16 protein-coding genes and 3 rRNA genes are annotated in these 22,648 nt (G+C 51.8%); 16 read left to right on the top strand and 3 right to left on the bottom strand.

All coding sequences use genetic code 11. The features are described from left to right. The 3 genes from C3432_RS17795 to rrf (C3432_RS17785) form a co-directional block, all read left to right on the top strand. A 23S ribosomal RNA gene (locus C3432_RS17795) occupies positions 1–409 on the top strand; the annotation flags it as partial. Between the two features lie 100 nt (positions 410–509). Then, positions 510–625, top strand: a 5S ribosomal RNA gene (gene rrf / locus C3432_RS17790). A gap of 141 nt (positions 626–766) precedes the next feature. After that, a 5S ribosomal RNA gene (rrf, locus tag C3432_RS17785) occupies positions 767–882 on the top strand. A 99-nt stretch (positions 883–981) separates the two neighbouring features. Here the strand turns inward: rrf (C3432_RS17785) and C3432_RS17780 are convergent. Then, positions 982–1,419, bottom strand: coding sequence for an acetyltransferase (locus C3432_RS17780; RefSeq protein WP_103777853.1), 438 nt, complete (start codon positions 1,417–1,419; stop codon positions 982–984). Between the two features lie 156 nt (positions 1,420–1,575). Between C3432_RS17780 and metA the strand changes: the two genes are divergently transcribed. The 4 genes from metA to aceK all read left to right on the top strand — a co-directional run bounded on the left by metA (position 1,576) and on the right by aceK (position 7,691). Next, complete coding sequence (metA, locus tag C3432_RS17775) at positions 1,576–2,505, top strand: homoserine O-acetyltransferase MetA (protein ID WP_103777852.1); 930 nt, start codon at positions 1,576–1,578, stop codon at positions 2,503–2,505. A gap of 268 nt (positions 2,506–2,773) precedes the next feature. After that, positions 2,774–4,375: a malate synthase A gene (gene aceB / locus C3432_RS17770; RefSeq protein ID WP_103777851.1), complete on the top strand. Its 1,602-nt coding sequence runs from the start codon at positions 2,774–2,776 to the stop codon at positions 4,373–4,375. A gap of 157 nt (positions 4,376–4,532) precedes the next feature. Continuing rightward, the gene (aceA, locus tag C3432_RS17765) at positions 4,533–5,837 is read left to right on the top strand and encodes an isocitrate lyase (protein ID WP_103777896.1); all 1,305 of its coding nucleotides are present in this window, start codon (positions 4,533–4,535) and stop codon (positions 5,835–5,837) included. Positions 5,838–5,942: 105 nt separating this feature from the next. Then, the gene (aceK, locus tag C3432_RS17760; protein ID WP_103777850.1) at positions 5,943–7,691 is read left to right on the top strand and encodes a bifunctional isocitrate dehydrogenase kinase/phosphatase; all 1,749 of its coding nucleotides are present in this window, start codon (positions 5,943–5,945) and stop codon (positions 7,689–7,691) included. Positions 7,692–7,734: 43 nt separating this feature from the next. Here aceK and iclR read toward each other — a convergent pair whose 3' ends face one another. Further along, a complete protein-coding gene (iclR, locus tag C3432_RS17755; RefSeq protein WP_103777849.1) occupies positions 7,735–8,559 on the bottom strand; it encodes a glyoxylate bypass operon transcriptional repressor IclR in 825 nt (274 codons plus the stop codon). A 195-nt stretch (positions 8,560–8,754) separates the two neighbouring features. Here iclR and metH point away from each other — a divergent pair, with 195 nt between their 5' ends. The 3 genes from metH to C3432_RS17740 all read left to right on the top strand — a co-directional run bounded on the left by metH (position 8,755) and on the right by C3432_RS17740 (position 14,854). Continuing rightward, on the top strand, positions 8,755–12,438 hold the full coding sequence (gene metH / locus C3432_RS17750; RefSeq protein ID WP_103777848.1) for a methionine synthase: 3,684 nt from the start codon (positions 8,755–8,757) through the stop codon (positions 12,436–12,438). A 74-nt stretch (positions 12,439–12,512) separates the two neighbouring features. Beyond that, on the top strand, positions 12,513–12,968 hold the full coding sequence (locus C3432_RS17745; protein ID WP_103777847.1) for a hypothetical protein: 456 nt from the start codon (positions 12,513–12,515) through the stop codon (positions 12,966–12,968). A 257-nt stretch (positions 12,969–13,225) separates the two neighbouring features. Then, positions 13,226–14,854: a Na/Pi cotransporter family protein gene (locus tag C3432_RS17740; protein ID WP_103777846.1), complete on the top strand. Its 1,629-nt coding sequence runs from the start codon at positions 13,226–13,228 to the stop codon at positions 14,852–14,854. A 48-nt stretch (positions 14,855–14,902) separates the two neighbouring features. Here the strand turns inward: C3432_RS17740 and pepE are convergent, their stop codons facing one another. Continuing rightward, positions 14,903–15,592, bottom strand: coding sequence for a dipeptidase PepE (pepE, locus tag C3432_RS17735; RefSeq protein ID WP_103777845.1), 690 nt, complete (start codon positions 15,590–15,592; stop codon positions 14,903–14,905). Between the two features lie 1,053 nt (positions 15,593–16,645). Here pepE and C3432_RS17730 point away from each other — a divergent pair. The 6 genes from C3432_RS17730 to C3432_RS17705 all read left to right on the top strand — a co-directional run bounded on the left by C3432_RS17730 (position 16,646) and on the right by C3432_RS17705 (position 22,619). Then, positions 16,646–17,257 (top strand): fimbrial protein, encoded by a 612-nt coding sequence (locus C3432_RS17730; RefSeq protein WP_103777844.1) that lies wholly within the window; start codon positions 16,646–16,648, stop codon positions 17,255–17,257. 65 nt (positions 17,258–17,322) lie between these two features. Next, a complete protein-coding gene (locus C3432_RS17725) occupies positions 17,323–18,030 on the top strand; it encodes a fimbria/pilus periplasmic chaperone (protein ID WP_219816754.1) in 708 nt (235 codons plus the stop codon). A 33-nt stretch (positions 18,031–18,063) separates the two neighbouring features. Next, positions 18,064–20,709, top strand: coding sequence for a fimbria/pilus outer membrane usher protein (locus C3432_RS17720; RefSeq protein WP_181012943.1), 2,646 nt, complete (start codon positions 18,064–18,066; stop codon positions 20,707–20,709). Between the two features lie 63 nt (positions 20,710–20,772). After that, on the top strand, positions 20,773–21,339 hold the full coding sequence (locus tag C3432_RS17715) for a hypothetical protein (RefSeq protein ID WP_103777842.1): 567 nt from the start codon (positions 20,773–20,775) through the stop codon (positions 21,337–21,339). 16 nt (positions 21,340–21,355) lie between these two features. Beyond that, the gene (locus tag C3432_RS17710; RefSeq protein WP_103777841.1) at positions 21,356–21,967 is read left to right on the top strand and encodes a fimbrial protein; all 612 of its coding nucleotides are present in this window, start codon (positions 21,356–21,358) and stop codon (positions 21,965–21,967) included. A 46-nt stretch (positions 21,968–22,013) separates the two neighbouring features. Next, positions 22,014–22,619, top strand: coding sequence for a fimbrial protein (locus C3432_RS17705; protein WP_146050956.1), 606 nt, complete (start codon positions 22,014–22,016; stop codon positions 22,617–22,619). The last annotated feature ends 29 nt before the right edge of the window (positions 22,620–22,648 follow it).

Raw genomic sequence — 22,648 nt, 5'->3', positions numbered from 1 at the left:
CACCTCGATGTCGGCTCATCACATCCTGGGGCTGAAGTAGGTCCCAAGGGTATGGCTGTTCGCCATTTAAAGTGGTACGCGAGCTGGGTTTAGAACGTCGTGAGACAGTTCGGTCCCTATCTGCCGTGGGCGCTGGAGAATTGAGGGGGGCTGCTCCTAGTACGAGAGGACCGGAGTGGACGCATCACTGGTGTTCGGGTTGTCATGCCAATGGCATTGCCCGGTAGCTAAATGCGGAAGAGATAAGTGCTGAAAGCATCTAAGCACGAAACTTGCCCCGAGATGAGTTCTCCCTGACYCTTWAAGRGTCCTGAAGGAACGTTGAAGACGACGACGTTGATAGGCCGGGTGTGTAAGCGCAGCGATGCGTTGAGCTAACCGGTACTAATGAACCGTGAGGCTTAACCTTACAACGCCGAAGATGTTTTGGCGGATGAGAGACAGAAACAATATTCAGTTTGATACAGATTAGTTGATGCGCAGGAATGCGTGTTGACAGACAGAATTTGCCTGGCGGCAACAGCGCGGTGGTCCCACCTGACCCCATGCCGAACTCAGAAGTGAAACGCCGTAGCGCCGATGGTAGTGTGGGGTCTCCCCATGCGAGAGTAGGGAACTGCCAGGCATCAAANTAACCGGTACTAATGAACCGTGAGGCTTAACCTTACAACGCCGAAGATGTTTTGGCGGATGAGAGACAGAAACAATATTCAGTTTGATACAGATTAGTTGATGCGCAGGAATGCGTGTTGACAGACAGAATTTGCCTGGCGGCAACAGCGCGGTGGTCCCACCTGACCCCATGCCGAACTCAGAAGTGAAACGCCGTAGCGCCGATGGTAGTGTGGGGTCTCCCCATGCGAGAGTAGGGAACTGCCAGGCATCAAACAAGTAAAAAGGCCATCCGTCAGGATGGCCTTTTTGCGTTTTACTTTCAGGAAAGTTACCGGATGTCGGCTTTGCCTCACCCGGCCTGCAGCGTTATTGATGTATCAAATTCAATAAAGGATACGGCCTTCCAAGATCGTCCACCTCTGAGCGTCCCACGACCGTAAATCCCATCTTCTTATAAAACCCAACGGCTTGTGCATTTTGTTCGTTAACATTGGTTGTTAACCCGGGGGCCAGCGTCAGCGCATGTTCAATCAACAATTTTCCCACGCCATGACCGCGAGTATCGGGATCGACGAATAATGCATCCATATGCTCACCTGTGAGCAGCATAAACGCTACTGGTTCATCCTGTTCTGTTACCGCAACCCATAACGGTGCTTCTGGTAAAAATGAACTGACCAGCTCTTCCAACTCTGCCCGATACGTTTTTGACAGAAAGTCATGCGTGGCGTCGACCGAACGGCACCATATTGCAATCAGTTTTTCACCTTCATCATGCCGTGAACGGCGGATACTAATAACCATATTCTCTCCTTTCATCCATGCTTATATTCTAACGTAAGTACCTGCGTGAAACTTTCTCACCTTGAATATGCAGGCTCGACATTCGCCTGATTTCTGGGTATCTTCAGCTATCTGGATGTCTAAACGTTTAAACGTATGTTGTGAGGTTATCAGGTTATGCCGATACGCGTGCTGGACGAGCTGCCCGCCGTCAATTTTTTGCGTGAGGAAAATGTCTTCGTCATGACGACATCTCGTGCGTCAGGTCAGGAAATTCGTCCGCTGAAGGTGCTTATCCTTAATCTGATGCCAAAGAAAATCGAAACTGAGAATCAGTTTTTACGCCTGCTGTCGAACTCGCCGCTACAGGTTGATATTCAGCTTTTGCGGGTTGATGCCCGTGAGTCGCGAAACACGCCTGCTGAGCACCTGAACAACTTCTACTGTAATTTCGAAGATATTTGTGACCAAAACTTCGATGGTCTGATTGTGACCGGGGCACCGCTTGGTCTGGTTGAGTTTGACGACGTTGCCTACTGGCCGCAGATCAAACAGGTCCTGGAGTGGGCAAAAGATCACGTTACCTCAACGCTGTTTGTCTGTTGGGCGGTACAGGCTGCTCTTAACATCCTTTACGGCATTCCGAAGCAAACCCGCACAGATAAACTTTCCGGTGTCTACGAGCATCACATCCTGCATCCTCACGCTTTGCTGACGCGAGGTTTTGACGATTCATTCCTTGCACCGCATTCGCGCTATGCCGATTTCCCGGCTGCATTGATTCGTGATTACACCGATCTGGAGATCCTCGCTGAGACAGAGGAAGGGGATGCCTACCTGTTTGCCAGCAAAGACAAGCGTATCGCCTTTGTCACTGGCCACCCGGAATATGATGCTCATACGCTGGGAAGTGAATATTTCCGCGATGCAGAAGCCGGATTAAGCCCGGAAATACCGTACAACTATTTTCCGAAAAATGATCCACAAAACAAACCCCGGGCGACATGGCGCAGCCACGGTAATTTACTGTTTACCAACTGGCTTAACTATTACGTCTACCAAATCACACCATATGATCTGCGTCACATGAATCCAACGCTGGATTAATCTTCTGGCGCTGACGATCCTAAAGCGTTTCAGCACGCTGAACCAGGCACCTTCGGGTGCCTTTTTTGTTTCCGAAACACGCCTCATATTGTGACTAAACTTTATCTTTATTGTTATCAATGAGTTAAATGTTATTTTATTTAAAAATGGAAATTGTTTTTGATTTTGAAATTTAAATGCGTAGTCTTAGTTGTGCTGAACGAAAAGCGCACAACGATCCTTCGTTCGCATTGGGGATGTATTCGGATCAATGACGAGGAGCCGCACGATGAATCAACAGGCAACGACAACTGATGAACTGGCCTTTACCAGGCCGTATGGCGAGCAGGAGAAGCAAATCCTGACCGCAGAGGCGGTGGAGTTTCTGACCGAACTGGTGACGCGATTTACGCCAAAACGCAACAAACTGCTCGCCGCCCGCATTCAGCAGCAGCAGGATATTGATGACGGAAAGTTGCCTGATTTTATTTCGGAAACAGATTCCATTCGTAAAAGTGAGTGGAAGATTCGCGGTATTCCTGAGGATTTACAGGATCGTCGCGTGGAAATCACCGGCCCGGTTGAGCGTAAGATGGTGATCAACGCCCTGAACGCCAACGTGAAGGTGTTTATGGCTGATTTTGAAGATTCACTGGCGCCGGAGTGGAGCAAAGTGATCGACGGGCACATTAATCTGCGCGATGCGGTTAACGGCACCATCAGCTACACCAACGAGGCCGGCAAAATTTATCAACTCAAGCCGGATCCGGCCTTATTGATCTGCCGCGTACGCGGCCTGCATCTGCCGGAAAAACATGTCACCTGGCGTGACGAAGCGATTCCGGGCAGTTTGTTCGACTTTGCCCTCTATTTCTTCCACAACTACAAAGCGTTGTTGGCAAAAGGCAGCGGCCCGTACTTCTACCTGCCGAAAACTCAGGCCTGGCAGGAAGCAGCCTGGTGGAGCGAAGTGTTCAGCTATGCCGAAGATCGCTTTAACCTGCCGCGTGGCACGATTAAAGCCACATTATTGATTGAAACGCTGCCCGCTGTTTTCCAGATGGATGAGATCCTGCACGCACTGCGTGACCATATTGTGGGTCTCAACTGTGGCCGCTGGGACTACATCTTCAGCTATATCAAGACGCTGAAAAATCACCCGGATCGCGTTCTGCCGGATCGTCAGGTAGTGACGATGGATAAACCGTTCCTCAGCGCCTATTCACGCCTGCTGATTAAAACCTGTCATAAACGCGGCGCGTTTGCGATGGGGGGGATGGCGGCATTTATTCCCAGCAAGGACGCTGAACGCAACAACCAGGTTCTGGCGAAGGTAAAAGCGGATAAGGCGCTGGAAGCCAACAATGGCCATGACGGTACCTGGATTGCGCATCCGGGGCTGGCGGATACCGCAATGGCGGTCTTTAACGAGGTCCTGGGTGAGAACAAAAATCAGCTCTTCGTTACCCGTGATGAAGACGCGCCGATTACCGCTGAACAGCTGCTGGCACCGTGTGAGGGCGAACGGACCGAAGAGGGAATGCGCGCCAACATTCGCGTTGCGGTGCAGTACATCGAAGCGTGGATCTCTGGCAATGGCTGCGTACCGATTTACGGTCTGATGGAGGATGCGGCGACGGCTGAAATCTCCCGTACCTCTATCTGGCAGTGGATCCATCATCAGAAAACCCTGAGCAATGGCAAACCGGTGACCAAAGCCCTGTTCCGCCAGATGCTGGCTGAAGAGATGCGGGTGATTCAGGACGAGCTGGGCGAACAGCGCTACAGCAGCGGACGTTTTGACGACGCCGGGCGCCTGATGGAACAGATCACCACCTCTGAAGAACTGATCGATTTCCTGACCCTGCCAGGCTACCGCCTGCTGGCGTAATGGCTCAGGTTATTTTGTTCGCCATTTTGACCCCGGGCAGCGCGCATAATCTTCACGTACTATAAGTACGCTCCGGTTTTTGCGCGGCTTCCCGTAACCAAACTGTCTTCACCGATAACGCCTGGGAAGCCAGGAGAATAATATGGAGCATCTGCACATGAAAACCCGTACCCAACAAATCGAAGAATTACAGAAAGAATGGACGCAACCGCGCTGGGAAGGCATTCGTCGCCCGTACAGCGCGGAGGAAGTGGTGAAATTACGCGGCTCGGTGAATCCGGAATGCACGCTGGCGCAGCTGGGTGCTGCCAAAATGTGGCGTCTGCTGCATGGTGAGGCGAAAAAAGGCTACATCAACAGCCTGGGTGCATTGACCGGCGGGCAGGCGCTGCAGCAGGCGAAAGCCGGGATTGAAGCCGTTTATTTGTCGGGCTGGCAGGTGGCGGCGGATGCTAACCTGGCGTCCAGCATGTATCCGGATCAATCGCTGTACCCGGCCAATTCTGTCCCGGCGGTGGTGGATCGGATCAACAATACTTTCCGTCGGGCGGATCAGATCCAATGGTCGACCGGTATTGAACCAGGCGATCCGCGCTATGTTGACTATTTCCTGCCGATCGTTGCCGATGCAGAAGCGGGTTTCGGTGGCGTACTGAACGCATTTGAGTTGATGAAATCGATGATTGAAGCTGGTGCAGCGGCTGTTCACTTCGAAGATCAGCTGGCGTCGGTGAAGAAGTGCGGTCATATGGGGGGAAAAGTACTGGTGCCGACCCAGGAGGCGATTCAGAAACTGGTGGCGGCGCGCCTGGCGGCTGACGTAATGGGCGTACCGACGCTGGTGATCGCCCGTACCGATGCGGATGCGGCGGACCTGATTACTTCCGACTGCGATGAATACGACAGCGAATTTATTACTGGCGAGCGTACCAACGAAGGCTTCTTCCGTACCCGCGCGGGTATTGAGCAGGCTATCAGTCGTGGGCTGGCGTATGCGCCCTATGCTGACCTGGTGTGGTGCGAAACCTCCACGCCGGACCTCGAACTGGCGAAGCGTTTTGCCGATGCTATCCATGCGAAATATCCGGGCAAACTGCTGGCTTATAACTGTTCTCCGTCGTTTAACTGGCAGAAGAATCTGGACGATAAAACCATCGCCAGCTTCCAGCAGCAGCTGTCGGATATGGGCTACAAGTACCAGTTCATCACCCTGGCGGGCATTCACAGCATGTGGTTCAACATGTTCGACCTGGCGCGTTCTTATGCCCAGGGAGAAGGTATGAAGCACTACGTCGAGAAAGTTCAGCAGCCGGAGTTTGCCGCTGGAAAAGACGGTTATACCTTCGTCTCCCACCAGCAGGAAGTGGGGACAGGTTACTTCGATAAGGTCACCACCATCATTCAGGGGGGCGCCTCTTCAGTGACCGCGCTGACCGGTTCAACTGAGGAATCGCAGTTCTGAGCAGCCTGATGCCCGGTGGCGCTACGCTTACCGGGCCTGTGAAGGATCCGCGCCGGATAAGCGAATGCGCTATCCGGCATGACGTTGTGCCGGATGGGGAAAATAATGTCGCGTGGCCTGGAATTACTGATTGCTCAAACCATCCTGCAGGGCTTTGACGCGCAGTATGGTCGATTTCTTGAAGTGACCTCCGGCGCCCAGCAGCGCTTTGAACAGGCCGACTGGCACGCCGTTCAGCTGGCGATGAAAAGCCGCATCCATCTTTACGATCACCACGTGGGTCTGGTGGTGGAACAATTACGCTGCATTACCGACGGCAAGAGTACCAGTGCCGCTTTTTTGCTGCGTGTTAAAGAGCAATACACCCGGCTGTTGCCGGATTACCCGCGCTTCGAGATTGCGGAGAGCTTTTTTAACTCCGTCTACTGTCGGTTATTTGACCACCGCTCGCTGACTCCCGAGCGGCTTTTTATCTTTAGTTCTCAGCCAGAGCGTCGCTTTCGTACTATCCCGCGTCCGCTGGCCAGAGACTTCTTTCCCGATCATGGCTGGGAATCGCTGCTTGTGCGCGTGCTCAGCGATTTGTCGCTGCGTCTGCCCTGGCAAAATAAAAGCCGTGATATTCACTACATCATTGCCCATCTGAGTGAAACACTCGGCGCAGATGCCTTACAAGATTGTCATTTGCAGGTGGCAAACGAACTGTTTTACCGTAATAAGGCCGCCTGGCTGGTGGGGAAACTTATCACGCCAGAGGTCACACTGCCGTTTCTGCTGCCGATTCATCGTACCGATGAAGGTGAGCTGTTTATTGACACCTGTCTGACCACCACGGCCGAAGCGAGCATTGTGTTTGGCTTTGCGCGTTCCTATTTTATGGTATATGCGCCGTTGCCTGCCGCGCTGGTTGAATGGCTGCGCGAGATCCTGCCGGGTAAAACCACCGCTGAGTTGTATATGGCGATTGGCTGTCAGAAGCATGCGAAAACGGAAAGCTATCGGGAGTATTTGTTATATCAGGCCAATTGTGATGAGCAATTCATTGAAGCGCCGGGTATTCGCGGCATGGTGATGCTGGTGTTTACCCTGCCGGGCTTTGATCGTGTGTTTAAGGTCATCAAGGACACATTTGCCCCGCAAAAAGAGATGTCTGCTGCCCATGTCCGGGCCTGCTACCAGCTTGTTAAGGAGCATGACCGTGTTGGCCGTATGGCGGATACCCAGGAGTTTGAGAACTTCGTGCTGGAAAAGCGGCAAATCGATCCCGCCTTGATGGCGCTGTTACTTCAGGAAGCACCGGAGAAAATTACCGATCTCGGCGACCGGATAATCATCCGACATTTGTATATTGAGCGTCGAATGGTGCCGTTGAATATCTGGCTGGAGCAGGTGGAAGGCCAGCAGCTACGTGATGCGATTGAAGAGTATGGCAATGCCATTCGTCAGCTTGCCGCAGCGAATATTTTCCCCGGCGATATGTTGTTTAAAAACTTTGGCGTCACCCGGCATGGTCGCGTGGTGTTCTACGATTACGACGAAATTTGCTATATGACGGAGGTGAATTTCCGCGATATCCCGCCCCCGCGTTACCCGGAAGATGAGCTGGCCAGCGAACCCTGGTACAGCGTCTCGCCGGGAGATGTTTTCCCGGAGGAGTTTCGCCACTGGCTGTGTGCCGATCCGCGTATTGGCCCGCTGTTTGAAGAGATGCACGCCGATCTGTTCCGCGCCGACTACTGGCGGGCGCTGCAAACGCGCATCCGTGAAGGACATGTGGAGGATGTCTATGCCTACCGTCGCCGCCAGCGGTTCAGCGTGCGGTATGATGCCGGCAATGTGCACCGTATTGCCTGATGGCGCTGCGCTTCTCAGGCCGACAATTGCGCAGGGCTAAATTTCAGCGAATCCCACCGTACGCCAGCGTGACCTCTTTCGCCGCTTTGATCACCATGGCGCCAAACTCGGTGACGCGATCGTCGGTAATGCGCGAAACCGGCCCGGAGATGGAGATGGCGGCAAATGGCTCGCGATGTTCATCGTAAATGCACGATGCCACGCAGCGCAGGCCGAGCGCGTGTTCTTCATCATCAAAGGAGTAGCCACGTTTACGCGTCTGGGCAAGGTCATCTTTCAGATGTACTGGCGACACCAGGGTGGCGTGGGTATAAGCGTGCAGCCCTTTGCGATGCAGCAAACCAGTGACCTGTTCTTCGCTGATCTGTGCCAGGAACGCCTTTCCCGCACCAGAGGCATGCATTGGTAGCTTGCCGCCGATGGGCGCAGACATGCGCATCAACTGGGTACACTGTACCTGGTCAATAATTATCGCCTGATGATCGCTCTGGTCCAGCACCGCCAGATTAACCGTTTCACCGGAATCTTCCATCAGCTTGCGCAGAATGGGGTGGACGATCGCCAGCAGGTTGCGGCTTTGCAAAAAGCTGCTGCCCACGATAAACGCATGAGCGCCGACGGCCCAATGCCCCAGATCTCCTACCTGACGCACAAAGCCCTGCTGTTGCATGGTGGTCAGTAAACGGTGAGTGGTGGAATTCGGCAGGCCCGCCTGTTGTGCCAGCTCGGTCAGCGCCACGCTGCCGTTAGATTCGGCAATCCATTCCAGGAGCTTCAGGCCACGGGTTAACGACTGAACCTGCCCGGTTGCGGGCGCAGTGGTAGCGGCGGGTTTTCTACCGCGTTTCGCGGGAACGGGGGCAACCATGGCAGACTCCTTTTCTGTATCGTGGAAATCATTTTCGTTTTATTCAATTATAATGCAAGAGTTCCTGAACTGATCGGAGGAGTGAAGCTGAACATGTCTCATGTTGCTTGTTGTTTGCTTTTACGCCAGCCATGTTTATGCCAGTATGCTTTGTTGAGTTTTTTTCGGTCTGGTTGAGCGTTGTCGGGAGCAAGTGTGAGCAGCAAAGTGAAACAACTGCGTGCGCAGTTAAATGAACGTATTCTGGTGCTGGACGGCGGTATGGGTACCATGATCCAGAGTTACCGTTTAAGTGAAGACGATTTTCGGGGTAAACGCTTTGCCGACTGGCCCTGCGATCTGAAAGGTAACAATGACCTGCTGGTGCTCAGTAAACCGGAGGTGATAGCCGCAATTCATCACGCCTACTTTGAGGCGGGTGCGGATATCATCGAAACCAACACTTTCAACTCCACGACGATTGCGATGGCGGATTACCAGATGGAATCCCTGTCGGCGGAAATCAACTTTCAAGCGGCTAAGATGGCGCGCGCCTGTGCCGATGAGTGGACGGCCCGCACGCCAGACAAGCCGCGCTATGTGGCGGGCGTCCTTGGCCCAACCAACCGCACGGCCTCTATCTCACCCGACGTTAACGACCCGGCATTCCGTAACATCACCTTCGATCAGCTGGTGGCGGCTTATCGCGAATCGACCAAAGCGCTGGTGGAGGGGGGCAGCGATCTGATCCTGATTGAGACGGTCTTCGATACCCTGAACGCCAAAGCGGCGATCTTCGCGGTGAAAGAGGAACTTGAGGCGCTGGGCGTGGATCTGCCGATCATGATTTCCGGCACCATCACCGACGCTTCCGGTCGTACGCTCTCCGGTCAGACGACCGAAGCATTTTATAACTCCCTGCGTCATGCCGAAGCGCTCACCTTTGGTCTGAACTGTGCGCTGGGACCGGATGAGCTGCGTCAGTATGTGCAGGAGCTGTCGCGGATCGCCGAATGTTATGTCACCGCGCACCCGAACGCCGGTCTGCCAAACGCCTTTGGCGAATACGATCTCGACGCCGATACGATGGCAAAGCAGATCCGTGAATGGGCGCAAGCCGGTTTCCTGAACATCGTTGGCGGCTGCTGCGGCACCACGCCGGAACACATTGCCGCAATGTGCCGCGCGGTGGAGGGGCTGCTGCCGCGCAAGCTGTCGGAAATCCCGGTTGCCTGCCGTCTCTCTGGCCTGGAACCACTGAATATCGGCGATGACAGCCTGTTCGTTAACGTCGGTGAACGTACCAACGTTACCGGCTCCGCGAAATTTAAGCGTCTGATTAAAGAAGAGAAGTACAGCGAAGCGCTGGACGTCGCCCGCCAGCAGGTGGAGAGCGGAGCGCAGATTATCGATATCAACATGGATGAGGGGATGCTCGACGCAGAAGCGGCGATGGTGCGCTTCCTCAGCCTGATAGCCGGTGAGCCGGACATCGCTCGCGTGCCGATTATGATCGACTCCTCCAAATGGGATGTCATCGAAAAAGGGCTGAAGTGTATTCAGGGTAAAGGCATCGTGAACTCCATCTCGATGAAAGAGGGCGTCGGGACGTTTATCCACCATGCGAAGCTGCTGCGTCGCTACGGCGCGGCGGTGGTGGTGATGGCCTTTGACGAGCAGGGGCAGGCCGATACCCGCGCGCGTAAAATTGAGATTTGCCGTCGGGCGTACAAAATTCTTACCGAAGAGGTAGGATTCCCGCCGGAAGACATTATCTTCGACCCGAATATTTTTGCCGTGGCGACCGGTATTGACGAGCATAACAACTATGCGCAGGACTTTATCGGCGCCTGTGAAGACATTAAACGCGAGCTGCCGCATGCGCTGATCTCCGGCGGCGTCTCCAACGTGTCGTTCTCGTTCCGTGGCAACGACCTGGTGCGTGAGGCGATCCACGCGGTGTTCCTCTACTACGCCATTCGTAACGGCATGGACATGGGGATCGTCAACGCGGGCCAGCTGGCGATCTACGACGATCTGCCCGCGGAACTGCGTGATGCGGTGGAGGATGTGATCCTTAACCGCCGCGACGACGGTACCGAGCGCCTGCTGGATCTGGCCGAAAAGTATCGCGGCAGTAAAACCGATGACACCGCCAATGCCCGGCAGGCGGAATGGCGCAGCTGGGAAGTCAAAAAACGCCTCGAATATTCTCTGGTTAAAGGTATTACGGAATTTATCGAGCAGGACACCGAAGAGGCGCGCCAGCAGGCGGCCCGTCCGATTGAGGTGATTGAAGGGCCGCTGATGGACGGCATGAACGTGGTTGGCGACCTGTTTGGCGAGGGCAAAATGTTCCTGCCGCAGGTGGTGAAATCCGCTCGCGTCATGAAACAGGCGGTGGCTTACCTGGAACCGTTTATCGAAGCCAGCAAAGAGAAAGGTTCCAGCAACGGTAAAATGGTGATCGCCACCGTGAAGGGCGACGTACACGACATCGGCAAAAATATCGTCGGGGTGGTGTTGCAGTGTAATAACTATGAGATTGTCGATCTTGGCGTGATGGTTCCGGCGGAGAAAATTCTCAAAACCGCCAGAGAGGTGAATGCGGATCTGATTGGGCTTTCCGGGCTTATCACCCCGTCGCTGGACGAGATGGTCTTTGTTGCGAAGGAGATGGAGCGTCAGGGCTTTACCATTCCGCTGCTGATTGGCGGGGCGACCACCTCAAAAGCGCATACGGCGGTGAAAATCGAGCAGAACTACAGCGGCCCGACGGTTTACGTGCAGAACGCCTCGCGCACGGTTGGCGTGGTGGCTGCATTGCTGTCTGATACCCAGCATGATGACTTTGTCGCCCGCACCCGCAAAGAATATGAAACCGTGCGTATCCAGCACGCCCGCAAAAAACCGCGTACCCCGCCGGTAACGCTGGCCGCGGCACGCGATAACGATCTGGCGTTTGACTGGGCAAGCTATACGCCGCCGGTGGCGCATCGTCCGGGCGTGCAGGAAGTGGAAGCAAGCATCGAAACCCTGCGCAACTACATCGACTGGACGCCGTTCTTTATGACCTGGTCGCTGGCGGGGAAATATCCGCGCATCCTCGAAGATGACGTGGTGGGTGAAGAGGCCAGGCGCCTGTTCGCAGATGCTAACGAGATGCTGGATAAACTGAGCGCTGAAAAAGCGCTGAATCCGCGCGGCGTGGTAGGTCTGTTCCCGGCGAACCGGGTGGGCGATGACATCGAAATCTATCGTGACGAAACGCGCACCCATGTGCTCACGGTCAGCCATCATCTGCGCCAGCAGACGGAAAAGGTGGGTTTTGCCAACTACTGCCTGTCTGATTTTGTTGCGCCGAAGCTAAGCGGCAAAGCGGACTATATCGGGGCTTTTGCGGTCACCGGTGGACTGGAAGAAGATGCGCTGGCAGATGCGTTTGAAGCGCAGCACGATGATTACAACAAGATCATGGTGAAAGCGATTGCCGACCGTCTGGCGGAAGCCTTTGCGGAATATCTGCATGAGCGGGTGCGTAAAGTCTACTGGGGGTATGCAGCGAATGAAAACCTCAGCAATGAGGAGCTGATCCGCGAGAACTATCAGGGCATTCGTCCGGCGCCGGGCTATCCGGCCTGCCCGGAGCACACCGAGAAGGGGACCATCTGGCAGCTGCTGGATGTGGAAAAGCATACCGGGATGAAGCTCACCGAGTCCTTTGCGATGTGGCCAGGGGCGTCGGTATCCGGCTGGTATTTCAGTCATCCGGACAGCAAGTACTATGCGGTAGCGCAGATTCAGCGCGATCAGGTGGAGGATTACGCCTTCCGTAAAGGGATGAGCGTGGCGGAAGTTGAACGCTGGTTAGCGCCGAATCTTGGTTACGACGCGGACTGATCTGGAGCAATCAGCCAGCGCCGTCTTGCGGTTGGCGCTGGCCGATAACACTGTGGCAACGGAGGCCATATAACATGCTCAACCTGTTCAAAACGAGAAATAAAATTCTCGTTTTCTGGGGACTGATGGATTTGCTGGCGCTGGCCCTTTATTTCTGGTCTTCCGCGCTTCGCGGCAACATTCCCTTTTATGCGGATGTGGTTGATTTTTATCAAACATTTTCAGCCTTTGGTGCGAGTGAAGGCCCTGGCGCAGCCATCCAGATCTTTTTCTTCGTCGGTTTGCTGATGAAGATATCGCTTGTGTACTCTGCGTATCTGTTTCTTTTTAAAGATAAATTAAATTTTATCCTGTTGGGGATTCAGGAAGTACTGCGCTTTGCATCGTTGACCAGCTCTGTTTCACTGCTTCCTTTACTTTTAAATCTGACGGGTAGCCATTCAGCGGTTCTGGCGTTGTCGGGGTTCCTCTTATCTGAATGCTGCAAAGTGGGTTCGCTGTGGTGGTATCACAAACGCGTGGCGGCATAAGGAATAGCCAGCGGAAAGTCATCAGACTGTCATCTTTCCTTACAACAAACAGGGCGCTCTTTCAGCGCCTTGTCTCTTTATTGATAGTAAACCCTTATACTGGAAGAAGGTTCACGGGGGCTGCTTGCCGGATGGCGGCGTAAACGCCTTCTCCGGCCTACGGGAGATTTTGTAGGTCTGACAAGCACGGTGCCATCAGGCACGGTGCCAACGTAATGAGCCTCAGGAACCGATAAAGATAAGGAGAACCTGATTCTGTGCTAACTCTGCTACACCTGCTTTCCGCAGTTGCTCTACTGGTATGGGGCACCCACATTGTACGTACCGGCGTGATGCGCGTGTTCGGCGCTCGCCTGCGTACCGTTCTCAGTCGCAGCGTTGAAAAGAAACCGCTCGCCTTCTGCGCGGGGATTGGCGTTACTGCACTGGTACAAAGCAGTAACGCCACCACCATGCTGGTGACCTCGTTTGTCGCCCAGGACCTGGTGGCGCTGACACCGGCGCTGGTGATTGTGCTGGGAGCCGATGTGGGTACCGCGCTGATGGCGCGAATCCTCACTTTTGACTTGTCGTGGCTGTCGCCGCTGCTGATTTTTATCGGCGTGATTTTCTTTCTTGGACGCAAGCAGTCGCGGGCGGGACAGCTTGGACGAGTGGGGATTGGCCTTGGTTTAATTCTGCTGGCGCTGGAGCTGATTGTGCAGGCGGTAACGCCGATCACCCAGGCCAACGGGGTGCAGGTCATTTTTTCCTCGCTGACCGGCGACATTATGCTGGATGCGTTAATTGGCGCGATGTTTGCGATTGTCAGCTACTCCAGCCTCGCGGCGGTGCTGCTGACGGCAACGCTGACCGCCGCCGGGGTGATTTCCTTTCCGGTCGCCTTATGCCTGGTGATTGGCGCCAACCTCGGGTCTGGCCTGCTGGCGATGCTCAACAACAGCGCCGCCAACGCCGCCGCGCGCCGCGTGGCGCTCGGAAGTTTGCTGTTTAAGCTGGTGGGGAGCCTGATTATCCTGCCGTTTGTGCATATTTTGGCTGACACCATGGGTAAACTGCCGCTGCCAAAATCGGAGCTGGTGATCTACTTTCACGTTTTCTACAACCTCGTGCGTTGTCTGGCAATGGTGCCGTTCGCCGAGCCGATGGCGCGCTTTTGCAAGCGCATCATTCGTGATGAACCGGAGCTGGATGCGCATCTGAAGCCAAAGCATCTGGACGTCAGCGCGCTGGATACGCCAACGCTGGCGCTGGCCAACGCCGCCCGCGAAGCGCTGCGCATCGGCGATGCGATGGAGCAGATGATGGAAGGGCTGAAGAAGGTGATGCACGGCGAACCGCGCGAAGAAAAAGAACTGCGCAAGCTGGCGGACGATATCAACGTGCTCTACACCGCAATAAAACTCTATCTGGCGCGGATGCCGAAAGAGGAGCTGGCGGAAGAGGAGTCCCGGCGCTGGGCGGAAATTATTGAGATGTCGCTCAACCTTGAACAGGCTTCGGATATCGTTGAGCGAATGGGGAGCGAGATTGCAGATAAATCGCTGGCCGCGCGTCGGGCGTTCTCTGTTGAAGGGCTAAAGGAGCTGGATGCGCTATTCGATCAGCTTCTGAGCAACCTGCAGCTGGCGATGTCGGTTTTCTTCTCGGGTGACGTGGCCAGCGCCCGCCGTCTGCGCCGCAGTAAGCATCGTTTCCGCATCCTTAATCGCCGCTATTCACACGCGCATGTTGATCGCCTGCATCAGCAGAACGTACAGAGCATTGAAACCAGTTCTCTGCATCTGGGGCTGTTGGGGGATATGCAGCGTCTGAACTCGCTGTTCTGTTCGGTGGCATACAGCGTGCTGGAGCAGCCGGATGAAGACGACGAGCGGGAGTACTGACAGGCGGTAAGACCGGATGGCGTACACGCCGTCATCCGGTCAGATCGGTTAGAAGCAGTGACCCGCTTCCAGGGCTACCGCTTCTTCACCGGCCTTGAACACATAAGTGGTGTTCGGGCCGCCGAGAACCGCCCGATCCTGGCTCACTTTGATCCAGTTACCTTCCGGCAGACCAATCACCGTTAATTCCGGCGCGACAACCAGCAGCTCGCGAATACGCTGCTCGCGGGTTTCGCCTTTGTGGCCTTCCGGCAGCGCGTTGGTGAAGTGCGGGTTAATTTGCAGCGGGAACAGGCCCAGCGCATCAAAGCCCTGAGGATCGACAATCGGCATGTCGTTGGTGGTACGGATGGTCGGGCAGGCGAGGTTGGAACCTGCGCTCCAGCCGATGTACAGCGCTCCGCGTTTTACCACATCGACAATCGGAGCCAGCAGGCCGCGCACCCGGCTCTCTTTCAGTAACTGGAAGGTATTGCCACCGCCGACAATCACCACATCCGCATTTTCAATGGCTGCAACCGGATCGGCCGCCGTGTGAATGCCCGTAACCTTGACGCCCATTGGCGCAAAGATTGCAGCCGTTTTTTCCGTGTATTCGTCCCAGGTTTGCGTGACGCCAGCAAAAGGGATAAACACCGCAGTACGGCGACCATTCAACTGGTCAGCAATTAACGGCAGGGCGTGTTCCATCCAGACTTTGCCCGGCAGCGTAGAGTTACTCAATAAAAGCAGTTCCATTATTTCTCCGTGTAATCAGAAAATTACCTACTCGTCATGGTTCAGGTTGCTGGTGCGTTGGCTCCCTGCAACCCGAATTATTTAGAGGGTCATGTTACCACCGTCAGTGTAGCGGCTTACTGACGTGGCTCATGACTGTGTCCATCACAAATCGCTCAATGGTCTGTCATGACAGAGTGGGCGTCGCGCTTAATCAGCTTAAATCTCCCTGGCGTGTGACATAAATACTGTTGAGCGGCGTCGGTGCTGCGTCACTGATACTTGCTGGCGTCTTTGTCGGAAAAAATGGTTAATGTGCTCATGAAGGCCTGTGTTCCTGATGATTCTGGTCGAAGATGAGTAATATCACTTTTGTCACGTTATTTAAATAACACTTTTTGCATGGCGACTTTCTTTTACTTATCAGGAGCAATATAAGTCAGTTACCCTCTTGAATACTCTCTTTTTGCCGGAAGTAACGAATCTTGCCAGCAGGCGCTAAGTAACATAAGCCAATAAGTATCCCAGGCAAGCAAAATGTAATTTGATGTTTTAAATAAGAATATTGTCGCAGTAATGTGAAATATATTTTCACATGATGTGGATGTGGTTTGAAGTAAAAGTGGATATTAGAGATTAATAACCAAATTTATTAGTAGGTTTGCTATTTTTTAAATCTATTGATTTTTTTAATTATCTGATTTATGAATGCATCAATTAAAATGATGTTTCCATGAGTGTAATCTGAGAAATGTGATTTGTTTTTCTTATCACAGTGATAGGTAATCTTGATTGTTTTTTTAACATCATGTATTTAAAGTGATTTATTTTTTTCTGTATGTGTTTATTTTTATTATGAAAATAAATGATAAATATATTTTTTGAATGATAACGCACGATTCTTATACGGTGTTCCTGTATTGCAATTTCGTTTTCTTCCGGCAATAATACGACTCAAAAGTTAGAATTAAATATTAACTATTGTGAAGCGTTATGCATTTGTTTAAACCGACATAATGCACGGAAAGAAGCGTGGTTTTTTATTAAATTTATTTGTAAATGGAGTTATAAATTATGCATTATTCAGTTCGTAAAATTTCTCAGGTTGCTGTGCTGGTTGCGGGCGGTTTTATTGCAATGAACGCAATGGCGGCAGATGGCCAGATTCGTATCAACGGTGAAGTAATCAATAAAACCTGTGCTGTAGCAATTAACGGTGCGCCATCTTCTATTCTGCTGAATATCGATCCGGTTGCAGCTGTTGATCTGACTAAAGAGGTGAAGTCCGCGAAAGGCACTTCCCTGAAAGCGTCTCGCGATATGCGTACCGTAAATATTACTCTGGATGGTTGCACGTTGCCATCAGGTAAGACCAGATTGGCGGTCAGCTTTGACTCTACTGGTTACGCTGATGCGGGTACCAGCACCTATACCAACAGCCTGCTGCAGTCTGTGAATACCATGGATATTGCTGCTAAGGGCATCCAGATGGGCTTCACCAAGGTGGGGGGGAGCGATTTGCTGATGGACCTGAACGCCCTGGCGGACGCGGATTATAAAGACCCTAAAACGGGTGCGCAGACCTACAGTTTTGAAACCCGTTATGTTCAGACAGCTGCTCAACCTGCTGATGTCACTGCCGGTGGTATAGAAACGGTAGCCACCTTCAGCGTCGTCTACATGTAAATTTTTACTAAACCAAAGGCGGTAACGCTTATAACCGCCTTATTTTTTCAGAGAGCAATACATAAATGTCAGTTAAATATTTATCTGCAATTATGGCTGCGACGTTGGCCGCCAGCTCTTCCGTATGGGCAGATGTGGTCATTAATACCACTCGCGTGGTCTATAAAGAATCAGCGAAAGAAGTTAACGTCCGTCTGACCAACGAAGGTAAGCGTCCGCTGCTGGTGCAGTCATGGCTGGACGATGGTCGTGCAACGGAATCACCGGAGAATATTGATCTGCCATTTATGATCTCCCCGCCGGTATCTCGCATTGATGCGAAGAAAGGTCAGACGCTGCGTATTTCAAAAATGGATGCCAGTTTGCCAAAAGACCGTGAAAGCATCTACTACCTGAACGTGCTGGAGGTTCCACCAAAAGCAAAAGATCAGAATGCGGGTAATAATAAATTACAGCTGGCATTCCGTACCCGTATCAAGATGTTTTATCGTCCAACGGCTTTAACCGTAAAACCCCAGGATGCAGCGGGTAAAGTTGAATGGCGCGCTGAAAATGGTGCGTTAGTTGCAAAAAATAATTCTCCTTATTATCTGACATTCAACATGATGAAAGTGGGTAATAACGGAGCTAAATCAGGAATGGTTGCACCTTTTGCAACAGAAACATTCGCATTTGATAACAAGGCGTTTAAACCGTCCGCAGGAGCGAGTCTTACCTACAGTTATATTTCTGATTATGGTAACGATGTAGAGGGTACCGCTGTTATCAAATAACATTTTTCCACGATGGAACGTTCGGGTCTTTCTATGGATATGTTAATTAGCGTTCGTTTTCGTTTGTCGCGTATCGCTAGCTCATTTATTTTATTGAATGTTGTCGGGGCAGCAAGTGCTGCTGAGACGGAAACTCCTGCACAAAATAGTCTTTCGCCTGCATCATTAGTAGAAAATTCTAATGTGCAGGGAAAAGAGGAAGATAAAGAAAGTGAGGAAATCGGCACTGAAGATGAAGATGAAGATGAAGATGAAGAGGTAGAGTTTAGTAATATCTTTTTATCTAATCAGCCAATAGATGTTAGCCGTTTTTCCAGGGGAAACCCTGTCACCGCCGGGAAGTATCACGCAACAGTTGTACTTAACGAGCGCGAAATGGGTAAGTTTGAAATTCAATTTGATGAAAACCCGAAAGATCCGTTACGCGCAATTCCTTGCCTTAGCCTGAAAGATCTGGCGAATTTTGGAGTTGATCTCGGTGCCATTAATGTTTCTGCCGCGGAAAGCTGCATTTCGCTGAAAACCCTGATACCCCAGGCTAGCTGGAAAATGGATATTAACGAGCAGCGTTTTATCCTGAATATTCCACAGGCGATGGTACTAATGAAACGTCCTGACGAAGTGCCGGATACTCTCTGGGATCACGGCGTCAACGCGGCATTTCTCAGTTATAACACAAGCTATTACCGTTCGAGCTATAGCAGCATTGACTCTGACAGCGGTTGGGTTGGCATGGATGGCGGCCTGAATTTACTGGGCTGGCGTGTCCGTGTCCGTGGCGATGCGAACTACTCGAAAGAGAGTGGCACGACGTTCGACAGTTCGAACCTGTACGTGGAGCATGATGTCGCACCGCTGAAGTCCCGATTGCGGATCGGTGAAATTTACAGCAGCAGCACTTTTTTTGATGCGTTTCCATTACGCGGTGTGACGCTGAGTAGCGACACGCGAATGTTGCCAGACTCTCTGAATACCTTCCGCCCGGTTATTCGTGGAGTCGCGGAGTCGAACGCGAAAATTATTGTCAGCCAGGCAGGCACTAAAATATTAGAAACGACCGTGCCGCCAGGGGCGTTTTCGATCGATGATTATAATCCGGTCAGCTCCAGCGAACAGCTTGACGTCACGATTCAGGAAGCAGACGGTCGGACGCGTCAGTTGATTATCCCGTACAACGGAGGGGGGCAACTGCTTTACCCGGGTGTCAGCCTTTATACGCTGGCGGTGGGTGAATACGACGGCACGAGTGGAGCAGAGAAACCCGTTGTTGGCCAGGCAACCTGGCAATACGGCCTGAATAACTATCTGTCTTTATATTCTGGTGCTGAATATATGTCGGACTTCTACTCCGTGATTGGCGGGATGGCGCTGAATGCGCCAGTGGGGGCCATCTCTGTCGACTTGACCCATTCGAATTTGACAGCAGAAGAAGGCACCAGGAAAGGGCTGAGCGTCGGGGTTAAATACAACAGCTTTATTACTCCGACGAATACCAGCTTTAACATCGCGGCTTACCGTTATTCGACAAAAGATTTTTACACATTGGGCGAAGCAGCGGATTATCTGTCGAATACCGACTGGCAGAATATGGAAGATCGTCTTAAGTCTCAGGTGCAGATCAACGTGAGTCAGAACCTCAATGAGGGATGGGGATCGTTTTATTCTTCTGCGATGCTTTCAGAGTACTGGCGTTCAGGGCGTAAAGAGAAAAGCTATCAACTGGGGTACAGCAACTCTTTGGGGCGGGTCAGTTATAGCGTTTCCGTTAACCGCTATTACACCGATGATAATAAGAAAGACGATCAGGTTTATCTGTCGTTTTCTGTACCGCTTGGCGATCGCTCCGGTGATAAAGCGCCACTGTTTGATTACCTGAACACCAGTTATACCCGCAGCAGTAAGGGAGACAGCAGTTTATCGACGTCTACCTCGGGTTATAACCAAGAGGCAGGCCTGAACTATGGCGTCAACGTAAGTTATCGCCAGAACGGCTACGACGATAACAAAATAAAGAATATCGGCGCGAATGCCTCGTGGGATACCCGTTACGGTAGCTGGGGGGCGAACATGTCTGCCGATTTAGAAAACAGCCATCAGATGTCTGTGAGCGGCAGCGGTGGGATTTTGATCCACAAGGGCGGCGTGACCCTCGGACGTACCATTAATGGTGACACGCCTGTTGCATTGATTGAGGCGAAAGGGGCGAAGGGCTCGCTGGCGATGGGCGATAGCGCCGCGCGAATTAACAGTGCCGGGTATGCCTATGTCTCTAACCTGTCGCCTTACCGTTTTAACGATGTGAGTATCGATCCATCGAAAATGGAACAGGATACTGAATTAAAAGAGACATCGACCAAAGTTGTGCCGCGTGCAGGGGCCATTGTTTATGTACCGTTTGCCACGGACGCTCGTCGTTCGGTATTTTTCCGTCTAAGCATGAAAAATGGCAAAAATATTCCTCTGGGCGCCGAGATATTTAATGAAAATAATGAAGCGGTGGGGACGGTAGGGCAAAGTGGGCGTGCCTTTACCCGTGGAATAGATCAGTCCGGGACGTTATCTGTTATCTGGGGTGATAAAACTGAAGAACAATGTCGGTTTAATTACCAGTTACCTGAAACGTCTCAGGAAGATATCAACAGTAAAACGTTGTCCATCGGCAATGTTATCTGTGACTAATAACATCACCATCAAGCGAATCATCTTTAGTATGAATGTTTTTGATTAAAAAAGGAGTTTTTAGTGAATAAATTCAATTTAAAAGGGAAATCAGTATTCATTACGGGTTCCCTGTGTGCGGTGATGTTGAGCGGTTCCGCACTGGCTGAGAAAGTCGATTTTACGGCAAGTACCCACATTAACCGTGGTACCTGTACCCTGAGTTCGGGGTCTGACGGGCTGACATATGAGTTTGGCAATGTGACCCCTGTTGAGGCATTTGCCGGGACAAAGAACGTTGAGCAGTCATTCAAACTGAATAACTGTGTTGCTGTCAATAATATGTCTCTTTCTCTGAGTTCCACCAGTACTGCTGATATCGCTTCCGGTGCTTATCAGGGAAAATGGGTTGTACCGGCCACCGGTGGCGCGACAGGCGTGGCGTTCAGGACCGAAGTGAAAAATGGTGCAACGGGTACATATTATTCGCTGCAGGCTGATAACAAAACGATGAATACTGGCACAGAGAAATTTTCACCGGAATGGAGTGTCTATATTAAGACGACTATTGTTCCGACCGTTGATGCTTATTCAAAGATGGTTTCAGGTTCACTGAATTCAACCGCTGTTGTAAATATTACTTATCTTTAAGAAAGGGAGCCGACAAATGAAAAAAATTATTTCTGCTATGTTACTCTGCGCTCCACTTTCCGCTCTGGCAGCAGACGCAACGGTGAATTTAACATTTAAAGGAACCCTTACTGCACCAACCTGTACGGCTTCTTTTGTGGGTTCTAATGGTACGGATATTGCGTTTGGCAGCCTCAATGCATCTGATATTGTGGGGAAAGCGCAAGGGACGATTATTCCAGCTGCTCCGGTTAAAAACGTGTCTCTGAAGTTTTCGGGCTGTAATAGTATCACTAATATTAAAGTCAATTTTGTCGGTGCATCCACCTCTGGCGCGGGCTTTATACGTAAAGCGGTAAACTTCCTTGATGCAAATGACAGGGAGTCTGGCCTGGGGTTCGCATTGTTCAAAAATACCGCGTCTACTTCAGAGACTGATGCGGTGTATGTCAGTGCGGATAAAGCGGGCGAACCGACCGTTTTGCCACTGGCTTCCTTGACCAAAACGGGCAACGATTATACATGGCCGCTGTATGCCAAAATGGTTGTGGCCAGAGGTGGATTAATGGCTGATTCTGTTGCTGTAAATGCCAATAGTGCGGGTAAAGATCTTCAGGCTAAGGCTTTTGTGAATATTGCTTACGAGTAATACCGTGCTCTTTTTAATCTGATATGAATATTCTGGAGCGTTTACGGTGAGTGAGTTGATAATGAAACGAAAGGGAATTATTTCATTAGCCTTTCTGATGACGCCTTGCTTTATGCCCGGTAATGCTATCGCGGCGGGAGAGATTATCTCTGATGGTAGTGGCTATGGTATTAATTTTGGTGGTGAGCTGATACAAACAACCTGCGATGTCCGTTTCAATAGTGATGTGTTGTTTTTATCACCCATCGGCGTAGGTGAGTTTTCAGAACAACGGCTCTCTTCCCTGAGGAAAAATTTTTCGTTGATAGTTGAAAACTGCATACTGTCTACGATAACCGCGTCGAAGATCCGAATTAGCTTCGATGCGCTGCCGAGTAATGGTAAAGCCGCGCCTGGCATATTCATCAATCAGGCCATCGACGGTTCTGGTCAACGCATTGATAACGGCGTGGGCTTTGCAGTATTTGACCAGCGGGATAATCAGAACGTGTTAGATAATACAGGCAAGAGCCGCCTTCTGACGTATCCGATTACCCCTCAGGCTCCGCTGGCGACGCCGCGTGATTATTATGTCAGATACATGCAGACGGGAACCGCAATCACCGCAGGGCAGGTGACGGCAACATTGATGGTGAGTGCATCGTATGATTAATTCAGTTTTCAAAAATCATAATTTTCTCA

Source organism: Citrobacter amalonaticus (assembly GCF_002918555.1).
Taxonomy (GTDB): Bacteria; Pseudomonadota; Gammaproteobacteria; order Enterobacterales; family Enterobacteriaceae; genus Citrobacter_C; species Citrobacter_C amalonaticus_A.
Note: the sequence above shows the minus strand (reverse complement) of the source record. Positions and strands in the feature narration are given on the sequence as shown.